The sequence below is a fragment of the Novosphingobium sp. KN65.2 genome (genome assembly GCF_001368935.1).
Classification (GTDB): Bacteria; Pseudomonadota; Alphaproteobacteria; order Sphingomonadales; family Sphingomonadaceae; genus Novosphingobium; species Novosphingobium mathurense.
Genome location: NZ_CCBH010000135.1, coordinates 58,519 through 74,225, shown reverse-complemented (window position 1 = coordinate 74,225; position 15,707 = coordinate 58,519). Strand labels below are relative to the sequence as shown.

Here is a 15,707-nt window from a genome sequence, read left to right as displayed (position 1 = left end):
CGGACCGGGGAAGGATCAGGACGGCAAGGTCAAACGCCGTTACAAATCCCAAATGGAGAGGGATGACCATGATGAAGCTCGATTTCGACGACTGGAACATCCATGTCGGCGCGCCCCACCCGTTCAACGAACGCGCGCCGCAGATCGACAACGGCACGGGCCGCCCCGCGCCTGAACGGTATTTCGATCATGACTTCATGCGCGAGGAATGGGACAAGGTCTTCGCCAAGAGCTGGCTGCTTGCCGGTCCTGCTTCCGACATCCCCGAGGCGGGCGACTTCTTCAAGTTCGACATCGGCCCGGAAAGTTTCATCATCGTGCGTGGCGACGACGGTGAGGTCCGCGCGCACTACAATGTCTGCCCGCACCGCGGCAGCCAGCTGGTGACGACCGACTTCGGATCGCTCGAACGCTTCACCTGCCCGTTCCACAGCTGGAAGTTCGACCTTGAGGGCAAGAATGTCGCGGTTACGGATGAAGAGACCTTCCGCCCCGAAGTGCTGTGCCACGACCGCAACCTGACTTCGGTGCGCTGCGAAGTCGCGGTCGGCCTCGTGTTTATCTCGATGGATCCGCAGATCGAGCCGTTGCAGACGTGGCTTGCCCCGATCCTGCCGCAGCTTGAACTTTACGATATCGACAAGATGTACGTCGTTCAGCACCGCCGGTCCGACTGGGGCGCGAACTGGAAGGGCGGCGTCGATGCCTTTGCGGAAATCTACCACCTGCACGCAGTACATCCGCAGACCCAGTGCCTGATGGACGATCGCACCCAGATCGACTTGTGGCCGGGCGGCCTGTCCCGCCAGTTCGTTCCCTTCGCCCAGCCTGCCGCGCGCTATCCTGATCAGGAAACGGTCAATCCGGGGATCCAGCTCATGCTGCGCGACGCCGGCATCGATCCGGAAAACTACCACGGCACAGCCGCTGAGACCCGCGAGGCCGTCCAGCAGGCCAAGCGCAAGCGTTCAGAAGAACTGGGCCTTGGATACGAACGCTTCAGCGACAGCCAGCTCAGCGATTCCGTGGTCTACTCGCTCTTTCCGAATGTACAGATCGGGTGCCATCCCGAAGCGATCTTCCTCCATCGCTTCGTCCCGCATGAGAGTGACCCCAACCAGTTCACTTACGACACCTGCATCCTCTATCGGCACGTCGACGCGCCGGGGTACAGTGCTCCGGCCTGGATGGGACTGGGGGAAGATGTGGATCTAACGGGCGCCACGCGCCCGGAGATCGTGCACACCGGGCTTGGCGAACCACCGGGTCTGGGCGAAGTGCTCGACCAGGACTCCGACCTCTTGCCGATTGTCCAGAAGGGTGCGCGTTCGCGCGGATTTCGCGGTCCCCTGTGGAGCGAGCAGGAAGGCCGTCTGCGCCACTTCCACGCCGAGCTGGATCGCCGGATGAAAGGGGAGAAGAGCGCGTGAACTACGACCCCAGAAGCTGGGCAGTTCACAAGGGCTCTCAGCATCCCTTCGACAAGCCGGCCCCTGCCATCGACAATGGCACGGAGCGGCCAGACCCGATCCGCTACACCTCGCCCGAATTCTTCGCGCGCGAATGGGAGAAGGTCTTCACCAAGACGTGGCTGCTCGCCGCACCGGCAAGCGACCTGCCCGAACCGGGCGACTGGGTAAAGTTCGACATCGGCCCGGAGAGCTTCATCGTGGTGCGGCAGAACGATGGTTCCGTCGCCGCCCACTACAACGTTTGCCCTCATCGCGGCAGTCAGTTGGTGACGGGCGAGATGGGTAGTCAGGACCGCTTTACCTGCCCGTTCCATTCCTGGCGCTTCGGCCTGGACGGCAAGAACCGGAAGATCACCGATGAGGATACTTTCCGGCCGGAAGTTCTGTGCCACGGCACCGACCTTTCGACGGTGCGCGCAGAGGAAGCGGTAGGGCTGGTGTTCATCTCGATGTCGGATGACGTGCCGCCGCTGAGGGCGTATCTGGGCCCCCTGCTGCCGATGCTGGAAACCTATCGGATCGACCTGATGCATGTCGTCCAGCATCGCCGGTCGGACTGGGCAGCGAACTGGAAGGGCGGGATCGATGCTTTCTACGAGAGCTATCATCTCCATGCGATCCACCCGCAGACGATGGGCGTGATCGACGATCGCACTCATATCGACCTGTTCCCCGGTGGCCTCAGCCGCCAGTTCGTGCCGATGGCGCAGCCCAATTCGCACTTTCCCGATCAGGAGGGCATCAATCCGGGCATAGCCATGCTGCTGGCAGACGCCGGTATCGATCCGGAAAGCTTTTCGGGCACGGCGATGGAAAGCCGTGAGGCCGTAGCCCGTGCCAAACGCGAGCGGGCCGCGAAGATCGGCCTCGACTACTCGCACTTTTCCGATGCGCAGCTGACCGACAGCACCATCTTCGGGATCTTCCCCAACATGCAGATCGGCTGCCACCCCGAGGCGGTCTTTCTCCATCGCTTCAAGCCGCACGAAAGCGATCCGGAACAGTTCACCTACGACACCACGATCATGTACCGCCATGTCGATGCGCCCGGTTACGGGGCCCCGGGCTGGATGGGGCTGGGCGAGGACGTCGACGTGACCGGCGCGACGCGGCCCGAAGTCGTGCATACCGGCCTTGGCGAGCCGCCGGGGATGGGTGAAGTGCTGGACCAGGACTCGGACCTGCTGCCGATCGTCCAGAAGGGCGCGCGCTCACGGGGATTTCGCGGTCCGCTCTGGTGCGAACAGGAAGCGCGCCTGCGCCACTTCCACAAGGAACTGGATCGCTGGATGGAAAACTAGAAGCGAGGGCTTGGAGACCAGCCTTGCGCACTTCCCGTCGTCGCTGTGAACCGCCCCAAGGAAGTTCGCAGCGACGAATTCCTTGGGGTCGGATCAGAACGGGCGGATTGTCACGCCGTTGTCGATGACCATTTCTGCGCCGTTGATGAAGCGCGATTCATCCGAGGCCAGGAACAGAACGAGGGCGGCGACGTCCTTGGGGTGACCCGGCGTTCCCGGGGGCAATACGCCTTCGGCCACCTCCTGCGGCGCGCGGCCTTCAGCGGTCTGCACCATCGGTGTCTCGATCGCGCCGGGGTGGACGGAATTGCAGCGGATCTTGTAGCCCTTTTCCTGGCACATGACCGCAATCGACTTGGTCATCGCCCGCACTGCGCCCTTGGCGGCGGAATAGGCGAAAAAGATGGGATAGCCGAGCAGGGCGCCGGTCGAACTCATGTTGATGATCGAACCGCCGTCGTTGCGGTTCATCAGCGGGATTGCATGCTTGCAGCCAAGGAACACACCGTCGGACATGATCGCGTTGACCCAGCGGTACTGCTCCAGGGTCGTGTCCTCGACATCGGCATTGAGCACGACGCCGGCATTGTTGACGAGCACGTCGAGCCGACCGAAGCGCGCCTCGATTTCCTGCATGACCGCGATCCATTGAGCTTCGTCGGAAACGTCGAGCACCATCGCGAGTGCGCCGTTTCCGATCCGGTCGGCCACGGCCAGCGCGGGCTCAAGCTTAACGTCGGTGACCACCACGGTTGCGCCTTCGCGCGCCAGGGCTTCGCAATCCGCAGCGCCCAGTCCCGATCCGCCGCCGGTGACCAGCGCGACTTTGCCTTCTACCCGGCCCATCCTTTTCTCCCGTTTCGTCTATGTTCGTTTCTTTGACGGTTTGGCGGCGCTTCAGGCCGCGCCGTCCTCGCTGAAATAGTCCGGCATCCCGGCCGGCCAGATGACACCCCATTGCGCCTGTCCGCCGTCGATGATCAGCAGGTCGCCGTTGATGAAACGGGCGGCAGGCGAAGAAAGATAGGCAATAGCTTCGGCCACGTCCCAGGCATTGCCGCGCATCTTCATCGGGTTGGCCTTGTGGAAGCGGGCGAGCGCCTCTTCCGGGTACATGCGGAAGCCTTCGGTTTCGATCACGCCGGGGCCGATGCAGTTCACGCGAATGTTCCAGCGCGACCATTCGGTCGCCAGCGTCTTGGACAGGTAGATCACCCCGGCCCGCGCGGCGCAGGTGTGCGCTGCCTGCGGCATGCCGCGCTCGACGTTGGCGACGATGTTGATGATGTTGCCCGGCTTGCCGATCTCGCGCCAGCGCTTGGCGGCTTCCTGCATCATCCACCAGGTGCCGTTGAGATTGGTGTCGATGACGGCCAGCCAGCCCTTGCGGGAAAAGTCGATGGCGTCCTGCGGGAATTGCCCGCCGGCATTGTTGACGATGGTGTCGATGCCGCCGAAGTGGCCGTGCACCTTGTCGATCAGCGCCTCGACCGCTTCCGGATCGCGAATGTTCGTAGGCACGGCGAGCACTTCGCTGCCGGTCTCTTCGCGCACCAGCTTGACCGTGGTGTCCAGCTTGTCCGGGTCACGCCCGCAGATTGCGACCTGAGCCCCCAGCCTTGCGGCGAGGTAGGCTGCGGCCTTGCCCATGCCGCTCCCGGCTCCGGTGATCAGCATGGTCTGCCCGGCAAGCAGGTCGTCGCGGTAGATCGTCGTCTGCGTGCGCAGCGATTCGTCGTCCAGGCCCCGGCGCGGCCGGTCGGGACCGTCGTCTTCGGGCCGGAAGATCTTGGGTTCGAAGGTCTTTGGGGCGCTCAATTCGTTTGTCCTTGCTTATCAGCGGCAAGGGCCGGACTGCGCCGTTTGTTCCCTCTGCCGGAAAGCAACGTAACGCCAGAGCACCAAAAAGACAAACAAGATTGTTTTTAAGGTTATCGGGCTTCTGTCGAGGCGCACAAGCCCGCGATGTTTGTGCTCAGGACTGTTCGCGCGGCATGAGCTCGCGAATCTGGTTTTCCAAGTGGTGCAGCATCGCCGGAACCTTCTCGGACGACATCGCACCTGTCTGGACCGCAATGGACATGCCTTCGAGAATCGTCTGCGAAAGGTTCATGGCCAGGTCGAACTTTTCGGGCGAACTGCGCCACTCGGGGAAGAGCGCCTGTGCCTGATCATTGAAGCGGTCACGGAATTCCTCCTGCAGCGGCACCAGGATGTCGGACAGCTCCTTGTCGGTGCGCGCGGCAACGGCCAGTTCGTGGAAGGCGATGAAACCGGGCTTCTGAACTTGTGCCCAGTAAGTCTCGGTCAGGTTGTCGACATCGTGTTCGGGCTTTTCCGCGGCGCGGCGAAAGGCGCGCAGTCGGCGCTCGTGCAACTCGATGATCGTGGCCTTGATCAGGGCTGCGCCGTTTTCGAAATGGTGCATCATCGCCCCGCGCGACAGTCCCGCCTCCTGCGCAACGCGCGGGGTCGTCGTATTCGCATAGCCGTACTTGACCAGGCAGCGGATCGTAGCCTCGATCAACCGGCTGCGCGTCTGTGCGGCCTTGGCGGCCTGCAGCGTGCCGCCGGTGTTGCGGCTCGGTGCTGCCTTGGCGGTGCGGGTCGACTTGGTGCGCGAGAGGGCCATGTGATTCGCCTGATAGTATCGAGCCGCGAAAGGCTGCGGCTATCTGTTTGGACAGGCCCTGTAATCCCAATGCAATATTGAGCGCAAGCACGGCGAGTCGCCAGAGTCCTGCGCTGCTGGCGGAAATCGCCTCTCCGGAACGCGCCGCGCTTCTAAAATTAAAACAGACATGAATGATTGTATTTTCCATTTGCCTTGGTAAGCTCGCTGCAAATGAACAGCCCCGGCCTGACTCGTCGATCGACGGGCGCATCGCGGGCAAAAGAAAAGATTGGGAGAACAGGCGATGGGCGATGGAAAGCCGATCCTGACAATGGGTGCGATGATCCGTGCTTCGGCGGAGCGTCATTCCAAAAGCGATGCGATCGTGTTCCCCGACAGGCGGCTGAGCTACGCAGAGTTGAACAGGGCTGCGCGCGATTGGGCCAGGGCGCTGGTGGCGATGGGTGTGAAGCCCGGCGAACACGTCGGCATTCTCCTGCCCACCTGCGTCGATTTCATCACGGCATTCTATGGGATCACCATGGCCGGGGCCGTCGCGGTGCCGGTCAATGCGCGTTACCAGGCCAGCGAGCTGGGCTATGTGGTGGACAATGCCGATCTCGTGACAGTGATCACCACCGGCAAGGTTGCCGAAAACCTTGATTTCGGTTGCCGGCTTCAGGCAGCGATGCCTTCGCTCGTCGAGCAGAAGGACCCCTGGCACCTTTCCCTTGCTGAGGCGCCTCGCCTGCGCAACGTGGTCTGTCTGGATGACAACTGCGCGTCTTATCTCGTTCCTGCCAAGGCTACGCTGGCGGCAGGCGAAGCGGTGGCCGAACGCGAGATCGATGCGCGCATCGATGCCGTGCAGCCCGGCGATACCTCGATGATCCTCTACACATCGGGAACGACCGCCAACCCCAAGGGCGCGATGATCAGTCACCGGGCGCAAGTGGCGAACAGCCGCAACCTTGGCGTGCGTTACGAGTGCACTTCGCAGGACAAGGTCTGGTCTCCGCTGCCGATCTTCCACATTGCGGGCATCCTGCCGATGACGATGATCCTGGATCTGGGCGGTGCGTACATGACCATCCCCCATTTCGATGCCGGCGTCGGACTGGAGATGCTGGGCCGAGAGGGGGCAACTATCGCTTACCCCAGTTTCGTGACGATCATGCAGGGCCTGATCACGCACCCGAGTTTCGAACGGACGGACCTTTCGCGCTTGCGCGTCATGAATTCGAACTTCGCGGTCCAGCCCGAATGGATCAAGCTCGCCGTCGCCGAAGCGATGCCGCACACGATCCAGGTAGGTACTTATGGCCTCACCGAGGCGGCCGGTACGGTTTCGACCAGCCGTCTCTCCGACAGCTATGAAGTCCGCACCGGGCGGTGCGGCGTACCGCTGGATGAATGGAATGTGCGGATCGTCGATCCCGAAACCGGTGCCGATTGTGGACCGGACGAGCGTGGCGAGATCGTGCTGGGCGGTCCCAACGTGCTCAAGGGCTATTACAATGCCCCGGAAAAGACCGCTGAGGCGATCCGCGATGGCTGGTTCCATACCGGTGACATCGGCTCGATCGATGCCGATGGCAACGTGATGTTCCATGGCCGGCTGAAGGACATGCTCAAGGTCGGCGGCGAGAATGTCGCAGCGGCCGAGATCGAGGCCATGTTGCAGACCCATCCCGCGGTGAAGCTGGCGCAAGTCGTCGGTCTTCCAGACGAACGTTATGTCGAAGTGCCCGCTGCCTTCGTTGAACTGGCGCAAGGCGAAAGCGTCAGCGAGCAGGAACTGATCGAACACTGCAAAGGCCGCATTGCCGGCTTCAAGGTGCCCCGCCATGTCCGCTTCGTCGAGGAATGGCCGATGTCGACTTCGAAGATCCAGAAGTTCCGCCTGCGCGAGGATCTCATTGCCGAATTGCAGGCAGCATGATGCCCGCGCGCTGAAATATAAAAAGCAGTCGTGACTGTCTTTTTTATTGCGCAAGGCGGGCCGAAGGTTTTAGGCTTGGGATGAAAATGCAAGGCGGTCGCAGGGCAAGAAAGTCGCGACCCGGGAAACGACAAGGACGAGGTGAGATGGATCTGGGATTGGCAGGCAAGAAAGCGATCCTCGTGGGGGCCGCACGCGGCATCGGCTATGCCGTCGCGGAAGTTCTCGCACGTGAAGGCTGCGACATTGCGCTGACCGCGCGCAGCGAAGACAGCGTCAAGGACGCCGTCGCCGAACTGAGCAAGTACGGCACCCGCGTGGTTGGCAAGCCGGCGAATGCCAAGCAGCCGGACGAGTACAAGGCCTGGATCGAATGGGCGATCGAAGAGCTCGATGGCGTTGACATCCTGGTGCCCTTCACTTCGGCAGGTGGCGGCATGGGCACCGAGAAGTACTGGTACAATGCCTTCGAACTGGACCTGATGGGCGCCGTGCGCGCAGTCGAAGGCGTCGTGCCGACGATGACCGAGCAGGGCAAGGGCTCGATCGTCCTGATTGCGACGACCTCCGTGCTCGAAGCGATGGGCGGGCCGCAACCCTACAACGCTCTCAAGGCCAGCCTGGTCACCTGGGGCAAGCAGCTCGCGCTGTTCCACGGCAAGGATGGCATTCGCGTCAACGTCGTTTCCCCCGGGCCGATCGAATTCGAAGGCGGCAACTGGGACATGATCAAGGGCACGATGGAGAAATTCTACAATGCCCAGCTTCGCCAGCAGCCCATGGGGCGCCTCGGTCGGCCCGACGAAGTGGCCAAGGCCATCGTCTTCCTCGCCAGCGAGGCGGCGAGCTGGTGCAACGGATCGCACCTCGTTGTCGACGGGGGCTATACCAACCGGACGCACTTCTGATGAAACGGCATGTCATGGGATGGGACGCGGCAGCGATGGACGTGAAACGCGTCGTCGATGTGCCGCGTGTCGACCCGGAGACCACCGGCAACGGAACCCCGGTCGAAAAGGCACCCGATCCGGAGCTGGGTACCGCGCTGATCCCGGCCGAACGTTACTATTCTCCCGAGTTCATGAAGCTCGAATGGGAACGGGTCTGGACCAAGGTCTGGCTCCTTGGCGGCCGCACGGACGATATCAGGGAGCCGGGTGACTACATCTGCACCGACATCGGCAAGGAATCGGTGCTCATCGTGCGTCAGGTCGACGGATCGGTGCGATGCTTCCCCAATGTCTGCCTGCATCGCGGCAATCGCCTGCGTCCCGAAGGGCGCGGCAATGCCGAGAATTTCAAGTGCATGTACCATCACTGGACTTACGGTCTCGACGGCAAGCTCGAGCACATTCCGGACATATGCACCTTCTTCCAGGGCGGCCCTCCCGGAATGACGGCCACGCCGCTGCCCTGCGTGGAATGGAACAGCTTCGTGTGGTTCTCGCTCGATCCCGAGGTAGAGCCGTTCGACGATTTCATTGCGCCGATGCGACAGCATCTGGAGCCCTATCATCCCGAGCGCATGGCGTGGAAACGCGACATAACCGTGGAATGGGACTGCAACTGGAAGACATCGGTCGATGCCTTCAACGAGACCTATCACGTGCAGGGCATTCACCCGCAGCTGAAGTGGTATCTCGATGACATCAACGTCCAGATCGACTGCTATGGCAAGCACAGCCGCTATCTGATCCCGTTCGCGGCCATCAGTCCGCGCGTCGCCATGCCCAGCCAGATCCCGCCGGCCATTCACGAGATCATGGTCAATGCCGGCATGGACCCGGCCGAATATGAAGGTCGCGTCAGCGATATTCGCCGTGACGTCCAGTTGTTCAAGCGTGAACACGGGGCCGAGCAGGGCAAGGACTATTCCGAACTCAACGACGATCAGCTGACCGACGATTATCACTACCTGATATTCCCGAACATCTCGGTCAATGTGCATGCCGACGATATCATGCTGTTCCGCCAGCGTCCGCACGCGAGCGACCCGAACAAGATGTATTACGACATCTGGATGTTCGAGCTCGTTCCCGAAGGCGAGGAATGGCCCGAGCGCGTGCGCCACCAGCGCTTCCGTCACGGTGACAAGACCATCGGGCAGGTGCTCGATCAGGATGCCTTCAACCTGCCGACTGTGCAGCAGGGCATGCAGTCAGATCATTTTCCGGGACTCTGGATCGGGGACCAGGAACTGCGGATCAGGCACTTTCACTCCGCACTCGACGATTACATCTACGGACCCGGGAAAAAGCAGCCGGGCGATATCTAGCCACACGCATTTGCCGGGGAGAGGGCATGCAATTCAATCGCGACGAACTGCTCGGTGCCTATCGCCGGATGAAGACGATCCGCGCGTTCGAGGAACGCCTGCACGACGAAATCAAGACCGGCGAGATTGCCGGCTTCACCCATCTCTATGCCGGGCAGGAGGCAGTTGCCGTGGGCATCTGCGACCAGCTTACCGTGGACGACAAGATCGTCTCGACGCACCGCGGCCATGGTCATTGCATCGCCAAGGGCTGCGACGTGAAGGGCATGATGAAGGAGATCTACGGAAAGGCCGGCGGGCTGTGCAAGGGCCGTGGCGGCTCGATGCACATTGCCGACCTTGAAGTGGGCATGCTGGGTGCCAACGGTATCGTCGGCGGCGGTGCCCCGCAGGCGGTCGGCGCGGCGATAGCCGCGCGCCTGCAGGGCAAGGGACGGGTCGGCATCGCCTTTTCGGGTGACGGCGCCTGTAATCAGGGCACCACCTTCGAGGCGATGAACCTCGCGGTCGTAACCAAGGTCCCGGCCATCTTCGTTTTCGAGAACAACCACTATTCCGAGCACACCGGCGATGCCTACGCGGTCGGTACGTCGAACGATATCGCCAGTCGTGCCGAGGGCTTCGGCATGAAGGCGTGGCGGGCCAATGGCTGCGACTACTTCGATACTTATTCCACTTTTGCGCAGCTGCTCGAATATGTCCGGGCGGGCAACGGTCCGGCCGCCATCGAGCTAGACACCGAGCGTTTCTATGGCCACTTCGAGGGCGATCCCCAGCGCTATCGCGGCAAGGGCGAACTCGACCGTCTGCGCGAGGAGCGAGATTGCCTGAAGGCTTTCCGCGCGCGGGTGACCGAGGCCGTGCTCCTTTCGGCGGATGAGCTCGATGCCATCGACAGCGAAGTCGAAGCGTTGATCGACGAGGCCGTAGCCGAGGCCCGGGCCGACGATCTGCCCGATCCCGCAGGCGTCGCCGACGACGTCTATGTCGAATACTACTGAGGGAGCCTCGTCATGGCAGTCATGAATATCCGCGAGGCCATCGTCAGTACGCTCCACGCCGAAATGGAGCGAGACGAGGACATCATCGTTCTGGGCGAGGACGTCGTGGGCGGTAACGGCACCGCCGGCGGTCCCGAGGCGATTGGCGGCATCTGGGGTACCAGCCCGGGTCTTTGGGAGAAATTCGGCCCTGAACGCGTGATCGATACGCCGATTTCGGAAAGCGCGATCATCGGCGCGGCGGCAGGCGCGGCGCTTTCGGGCAAGCGGCCGGTTGCCGAACTGATGTTCGCCGATTTCGTGGGCGTCAGCCTCGACCAGATCTGGAACCAGATGGCCAAGTTCCGCTACATGTTCGGAGGCAAGACCAAATGCCCCGCCGTCGTGCGGCTGGTCTACGGCGCCGGCATGCAGACGGCAGCGCAACACAGCCAGTCGGTCTATGCAATGTTGACCTCGATGCCGGGCCTCAAGGTCGTCCTGCCGACGACCCCGGCGGATGCCAAGGGCCTGCTGACCGAAGCGCTGCGCGGCGACGATCCGGTCATGTTCTTCGAGCACAAGACGCTCTACGGCGTGAAGGGTGAAGTGCCTGATGGCGATTTTCGCCAGCGTTTCGGCGAGGCGCGCGTCGTGCGCGAAGGCGGGGACGTTACCGTGGTCGCCTGCGGGCGCATGGTGAGCTTTTCGGAAAAGGCGGCCGACAAGCTGGGTGCCGATGGAATTGGCATGGACCTGCTCGACTTGCGCACGACCAGCCCTCTCGACGAGGATGCGATCCTGGAATCGGTGGAACAGACCGGGCGTCTTGTCGTCGTCGATGAAAGCCCGCCGCGCTGCAGCCTGGCCGCAGACATTGCCGCGATGGTGTCCGAGCGGGCCTTCACCAGTCTCAAGGCGCCGCCGGCGATGGTCACCGCGCCGCACAGCCCGATCCCGTTTGCCCGCAACCTCGAGCGCGCCTGGGTGCCTTCCCCGCAGAAGATCGAGGATGCCGTGCGCCGCGTCCTCGCATTCCGCTAGGAGGGCCGGTCATGGCGAAACTTACGCCTTTCACCATGCCCAAGTGGGGTATCGAGATGGCAGAAGGTACGATTGCCGAATGGATGGTGGGCGAGAATGAGCCCTTCGTCCGCGGCACGGTCCTGACGCTCATCGAAACCGACAAGATCACCAACGAAGTCGAAGCCGAACGCGACGGCCGCTTCGTGCGGATCATGGCCGAGCCGGGCCAGACTTATCCGGTCGGTGCGTTGCTCGCCGTCCTTTCGGATGGGGGCGAGGCGACGGCCGAAGAAGTCGATGCGCTGATCTCGGGCTTTACGCCTTCGGAATCCGGCTTCGGGCCGGATGACGATGGTGTCGCATCGCCTGCTCCGGCACCGCCGCGCGAAGAGGCGGCGCCAGCCAGAGTCACGGTGCCCGAGGGCATTGCCATCACTCCCAAGGCTCGCGAGGAGGCGGAGCGGCTGGGTGTCGATGTGACCGTCATTTCCGGTTCGGGCCGGGGCGGGAAGATCTCCGCGCAGGACGTCCACCAGGTGGCAAGACCTGAAGCGAATCCCGAACTTGTCGGCGTGTTGCCGCCAACGCCCGAAGGCGATGTCTTCGCCACGCCGGTCGCCCGGCGGATCGCCGCGAATGAAGGTGTCGATCTTTCGTCCCTTGCCGGATCGGGGCCGCGCGGGCGCGTGCGCAAGGCAGATGTGCTGGCCGCGCTGCCCAAGCAGGACACGCCGACGGCAGAAGCTGCGCCGCAGCCTGCGCCAAGGCCGCAACCTCAACCGCAGGTCGTTTCGGTTTCAGGAGACCGGTTCGACGTTGCCCCGATGTCGTCGATGCGGCGCACCATCGCGCGGCGTCTGAGCGAATCCAAGCAGCAGATCCCGCACTTTTACGTGCGGCGTCGGGTCCGTGCTGACCGGCTGCTTGCCATGCGTGCCGGGGTTGAAGGCGAGAGGCCGAGCGTCAACGATTACCTGATCAGGGCCTGTGCGCTGGCGTTGATGGAAGTGCCAGCGGTCAACATTCAGGTCCATGGCAACGACATCCACCGCTATGCCGCATCCGACATCTCGGTCGCCGTAGCGACCGAGAGGGGCCTTGTCACACCGATCGTCTTCAATGCCGACGACATGACGGTCGCGCAGATCGGTACGGCGATGAAAGGGCTCGCCCAGAAGGCACGCAGCGGCAAGCTGAGGCCGGAGGAATTCACCGGCGGGAGCTTTTCGCTGTCGAACCTGGGCGGCTTTGGCGTCGAGCAGTTCGATGCCATCATCAACCCGCCGCAAGGCGCGATCCTTGCGGTTGGCACGGCGCGGCCCGAACCGATCGACGATGCCGGTGCCATTCGCATCGTGCCGGTCCTCAATCTCTCGCTCTCGTGCGATCACCGGGCCATCGACGGCGCCGACGGCGGCCGCTTCATGGCCGCGCTCGCGAACCTGATCGAACAGCCTCATTTGCTTTGAAAGAACCACGACCATGAACTTCACGCTGACTGACGACCAGGTGCAACTGCAGGAAGCGGCCCGCGAATTCGCCCGTGCCGAACTGCCGGCCATCGCCGCCGAACTCGAACGCGAAAACCGTCCGCCCAGCCGCGAACTGGTCAAGCGCTATGCCGAACTGGGCTTTCTGGGCATCAACGTGTCCAGCGATCTGGGCGGACTAGGCCTCGGCAACATCGAGGCGCTGATCGTTCTGGAAGAATTCGGCAAGATCTCCTCGGCAGTAGGATTCCCGATCTTTGAATCTTCGGTGGGGCCGGTCCGCGCCATCGAGCATTTCGGTTCCGACGCGCTGCGCAAGCGTATCGTTCCGGCCGTGTGCAGCGGCGACATGGTGGTTGCCGTCTCGATGTCCGAGCCCGACGCCGGGAGTGCGCTGACCGATCTCAAGACCAAGGGTGTGGTCCGGGGCGACAAGGTCGTGATCAACGGTACCAAGCGCTGGTGTTCGGGCGGCGGCCATGCCGACGCCTATGTCGTGTACTGCCGCCTGTCGGACGATCCCGGTGCCAAGGGCATTGGCGCGGTGCTGGTCGAGAAAGGCACGCCGGGCCTGTCGTTCGGCCCCAACGAGCAACTCATGGGCTTTCGCGGCATCCCGTCATCGGACCTGAACTTCGATGATTGCGAGATCCCGCTGGACAACGTGATCGTGCCTGCTGGCGGTTTCAAGAAGCTGATGGAAGCCTTCGATCTCGAACGCTGCGGCAATGCGACGATGTCGCTGGCCCAGGCCTCGGGTGCGCTGGAGGACGTGTGCGAATACGTTCAGGAGCGCAAGCAGTTCGGCAAGCCGATCGCCGAGTTCCAAGCCGTGCAGCTCAAGCTGGCGGAAATGCAGATGAAGGTGGAGGCCGCCCGCCTGCTGATCTGGCGCGCCGCTTCGCAGGCCGAGGATGGATTGCCCTCGGTCCTGCACAGTTCGACCGGCAAGTGCTTTGCCAATACCATTGCCCGCGAAGTCACGGGCGATGCCATGCAGTTGATGGGCGCTTACGGCTATTCAAAGGACTTCCCGATGGAACGCCGCCTGCGCGATTCCTGGGGCTGGGGCATCGCCGGCGGCGCCATCGACATCCAGAAGGTCAATATTGCCGGTGCCATGCTCGGCCGCCGTTTCGATCAGCGGCGTTGATCCATGAGGGGGTGAGTGGGCATCGCGCGGATTACTGCGCGGTGCCCGCCATCCGTTGACGACCCTCGAGGGTATAGACCAGATTGATGCTGGTGAAGGTCACGGCCTCGGTACCGTCTTCCAGCACCACGGCATAGTGCGTCTTCGCAGTCCCCCGGTCGGCTCGCGACTTCGAAGGCTCGAGTGAGACGATCTCGCTGGTCACGTGGATCGTGTCGCCGGCGCGGATGGCGCGCCTGAGGCGTAACTCGTCCCAGCCTACGCCGCACACGAAATCGATGTCCCAGTTGATCTCGTGATCGAGCTGGCGCCACAAGGCGAGGACATGGATACCGCTGGCCACCAGTTGCCCGAAGACCGATTGCTTTGCACTCTCGGGATCGGTGTGGAACCATTGCGGATCGTAGGCCCGGGCGAACTCGAGGATCTCTTCCTGCGTCACCGTGCGTGAGCGCGACTTTCGCTTTTCACCGACGACGAGGTCTTCGAAAGTGCGATAGGGTTCACGCGGCTTGAATGCGGCAGTGCTCACAGCTTGTCTTCCCTTTTCCCGTCGAGAACGCGCGCAAGCCCCTGCTGGCTGACGGTGGCGACCAGTGTGCCGTCGCGTCGGAACACATTGCCGCGACCCAGCGCGAGGGCATTGCTCGCAGCCGGACTGTCGAGAGCATAGAGCAGCCATTCGTCGATGCGGAACGGCTGGTGGAACCAGATCGCGTGATCGAGGCTGGCGGTCTGCAGGTAATCGTTGGCCCAGCCCAGCGCCATTGGGCCAAGTCCGGTATGGAAGATATGCAGATCCGATGCATAGGCGAGCAGGCGCTGATGGACGTGGAGTTCGTCGCCTATCGGCCCGCTTATCCGGAACCAGAAATGCCGCGTTGCCGGCAGGATTTCCCGGTTGTCGAAAGGGAAGGGTTCGACCGGGCGCCATTCAACCTGCTGGCGGCGTTGCCAGAAGGGGCGGTGGCGTTCCGGCAGGGCAGGGCCGAAATCCTCGACGAGATCGATGACGCGGGGCAGGGCCTCGGGCGGCGGCACGTCGGGCATCGTCATGGTGTGCGAGGCGGAGGGTTCCGGCGTCTTGAACGAGACCATGAGATTCATGAGCGGTTGGCCGTTCTGCGACATGCGCACCAGGCGGTTGGAGAAGCTGCGCCCGTCCATTTCCCGTGTCACGGCAAATTCATTGGCGAGGTCGACCTGGCCCGGCTTGTAGAAATAGCCATGCAGGCTGTGCGCTTCCTTGCCTTCCTCCACGGTCAATCGCGCTGCCGCCAGGCACTGGGAAACGACCATTCCGCCGTAGAGCCGCAGCAGACCGCTCGGCACCGGGTCCACCCGGAAGCGGTCCTCGCCGATCGTCTCGAAGGCATAGGCCAGTTCACGTTCGACTTCGGGATCGTCCGGGAAAGGATTGGCGGCAGACACTTTAGGCGATCCTTTCGGTTGAG

14 protein-coding genes are annotated in these 15,707 nt (G+C 62.7%); 9 read left to right on the top strand and 5 right to left on the bottom strand.

What is annotated here, in order from left to right; genetic code table 11:
• Positions 1-71 precede the first annotated feature (71 nt).
• Positions 72-1,430, top strand: coding sequence for an SRPBCC family protein (locus SPHV1_RS06005; protein ID WP_054945166.1), 1,359 nt, complete (start codon positions 72-74; stop codon positions 1,428-1,430).
• Positions 1,427-2,773: an SRPBCC family protein gene (locus tag SPHV1_RS06000; RefSeq protein WP_054945130.1), complete on the top strand. Its 1,347-nt coding sequence runs from the start codon at positions 1,427-1,429 to the stop codon at positions 2,771-2,773. The genes SPHV1_RS06005 and SPHV1_RS06000 overlap by 4 nt, the downstream gene beginning before the upstream one ends.
• Before the next feature lie 93 nt (positions 2,774-2,866).
• Here the strand turns inward: SPHV1_RS06000 and SPHV1_RS05995 are convergent, their stop codons facing one another.
• The 3 genes from SPHV1_RS05995 to SPHV1_RS05985 all read right to left on the bottom strand — a co-directional run bounded on the left by SPHV1_RS05995 (position 2,867) and on the right by SPHV1_RS05985 (position 5,405).
• Complete coding sequence (locus tag SPHV1_RS05995) at positions 2,867-3,619, bottom strand: SDR family oxidoreductase (RefSeq protein ID WP_054945129.1); 753 nt, start codon at positions 3,617-3,619, stop codon at positions 2,867-2,869.
• A gap of 51 nt (positions 3,620-3,670) precedes the next feature.
• On the bottom strand, positions 3,671-4,591 hold the full coding sequence (locus tag SPHV1_RS05990; protein WP_054945128.1) for an SDR family oxidoreductase: 921 nt from the start codon (positions 4,589-4,591) through the stop codon (positions 3,671-3,673).
• A gap of 157 nt (positions 4,592-4,748) precedes the next feature.
• Positions 4,749-5,405, bottom strand: coding sequence for a TetR/AcrR family transcriptional regulator (locus SPHV1_RS05985; protein WP_054945127.1), 657 nt, complete (start codon positions 5,403-5,405; stop codon positions 4,749-4,751).
• 286 nt (positions 5,406-5,691) lie between these two features.
• Between SPHV1_RS05985 and SPHV1_RS05980 the strand changes: the two genes are divergently transcribed.
• The 7 genes from SPHV1_RS05980 (at position 5,692) to SPHV1_RS05950 (ending at position 14,253) form a co-directional block, all read left to right on the top strand.
• The gene (locus SPHV1_RS05980; protein WP_054945126.1) at positions 5,692-7,329 is read left to right on the top strand and encodes a class I adenylate-forming enzyme family protein; all 1,638 of its coding nucleotides are present in this window, start codon (positions 5,692-5,694) and stop codon (positions 7,327-7,329) included.
• A gap of 146 nt (positions 7,330-7,475) precedes the next feature.
• A complete protein-coding gene (locus SPHV1_RS05975; RefSeq protein WP_054945125.1) occupies positions 7,476-8,237 on the top strand; it encodes an SDR family NAD(P)-dependent oxidoreductase in 762 nt (253 codons plus the stop codon).
• A complete protein-coding gene (locus SPHV1_RS05970; protein ID WP_231634543.1) occupies positions 8,237-9,604 on the top strand; it encodes an SRPBCC family protein in 1,368 nt (455 codons plus the stop codon). Before SPHV1_RS05975 ends, SPHV1_RS05970 begins: the two co-directional genes overlap by 1 nt.
• A 26-nt stretch (positions 9,605-9,630) precedes the next feature.
• A complete protein-coding gene (locus SPHV1_RS05965; protein WP_054945124.1) occupies positions 9,631-10,605 on the top strand; it encodes a thiamine pyrophosphate-dependent dehydrogenase E1 component subunit alpha in 975 nt (324 codons plus the stop codon).
• Between the two features lie 12 nt (positions 10,606-10,617).
• Positions 10,618-11,628, top strand: a complete 1,011-nt coding sequence (locus SPHV1_RS05960; RefSeq protein WP_054945123.1) for an alpha-ketoacid dehydrogenase subunit beta — start codon at positions 10,618-10,620, stop codon at positions 11,626-11,628.
• Between the two features lie 11 nt (positions 11,629-11,639).
• A complete protein-coding gene (locus SPHV1_RS05955) occupies positions 11,640-13,079 on the top strand; it encodes a 2-oxo acid dehydrogenase subunit E2 (protein ID WP_054945122.1) in 1,440 nt (479 codons plus the stop codon).
• A gap of 13 nt (positions 13,080-13,092) precedes the next feature.
• On the top strand, positions 13,093-14,253 hold the full coding sequence (locus SPHV1_RS05950; protein ID WP_054945121.1) for an acyl-CoA dehydrogenase family protein: 1,161 nt from the start codon (positions 13,093-13,095) through the stop codon (positions 14,251-14,253).
• 31 nt (positions 14,254-14,284) lie between these two features.
• On the opposite strand, the gene SPHV1_RS05945 is transcribed toward SPHV1_RS05950, so the two are convergent.
• Positions 14,285-14,785 (bottom strand): MaoC family dehydratase, encoded by a 501-nt coding sequence (locus SPHV1_RS05945; protein WP_054945120.1) that lies wholly within the window; start codon positions 14,783-14,785, stop codon positions 14,285-14,287.
• On the bottom strand, positions 14,782-15,684 hold the full coding sequence (locus tag SPHV1_RS05940) for an acyl-CoA thioesterase II (RefSeq protein ID WP_231634542.1): 903 nt from the start codon (positions 15,682-15,684) through the stop codon (positions 14,782-14,784). The genes SPHV1_RS05945 and SPHV1_RS05940 overlap by 4 nt, the downstream gene beginning before the upstream one ends.
• Positions 15,685-15,707 lie beyond the last annotated feature (23 nt).

Coding starts and splice junctions, on each gene's coding strand:
- SPHV1_RS05970 (WP_231634543.1), top strand. CDS start 8,237: ATGAAACGGCATGTCATGGGATGGGACGCGGCAGCGATGGACGTGAAA.
- SPHV1_RS05955 (WP_054945122.1), top strand. CDS start 11,640: ATGGCGAAACTTACGCCTTTCACCATGCCCAAGTGGGGTATCGAGATG.
- SPHV1_RS05950 (WP_054945121.1), top strand. CDS start 13,093: ATGAACTTCACGCTGACTGACGACCAGGTGCAACTGCAGGAAGCGGCC.
- SPHV1_RS05995 (WP_054945129.1), bottom strand. CDS start 3,619: ATGGGCCGGGTAGAAGGCAAAGTCGCGCTGGTCACCGGCGGCGGATCG.
- SPHV1_RS05980 (WP_054945126.1), top strand. CDS start 5,692: ATGGGCGATGGAAAGCCGATCCTGACAATGGGTGCGATGATCCGTGCT.
- SPHV1_RS06005 (WP_054945166.1), top strand. CDS start 72: ATGAAGCTCGATTTCGACGACTGGAACATCCATGTCGGCGCGCCCCAC.
- SPHV1_RS05960 (WP_054945123.1), top strand. CDS start 10,618: ATGGCAGTCATGAATATCCGCGAGGCCATCGTCAGTACGCTCCACGCC.
- SPHV1_RS05975 (WP_054945125.1), top strand. CDS start 7,476: ATGGATCTGGGATTGGCAGGCAAGAAAGCGATCCTCGTGGGGGCCGCA.
- SPHV1_RS05965 (WP_054945124.1), top strand. CDS start 9,631: ATGCAATTCAATCGCGACGAACTGCTCGGTGCCTATCGCCGGATGAAG.
- SPHV1_RS05985 (WP_054945127.1), bottom strand. CDS start 5,405: ATGGCCCTCTCGCGCACCAAGTCGACCCGCACCGCCAAGGCAGCACCG.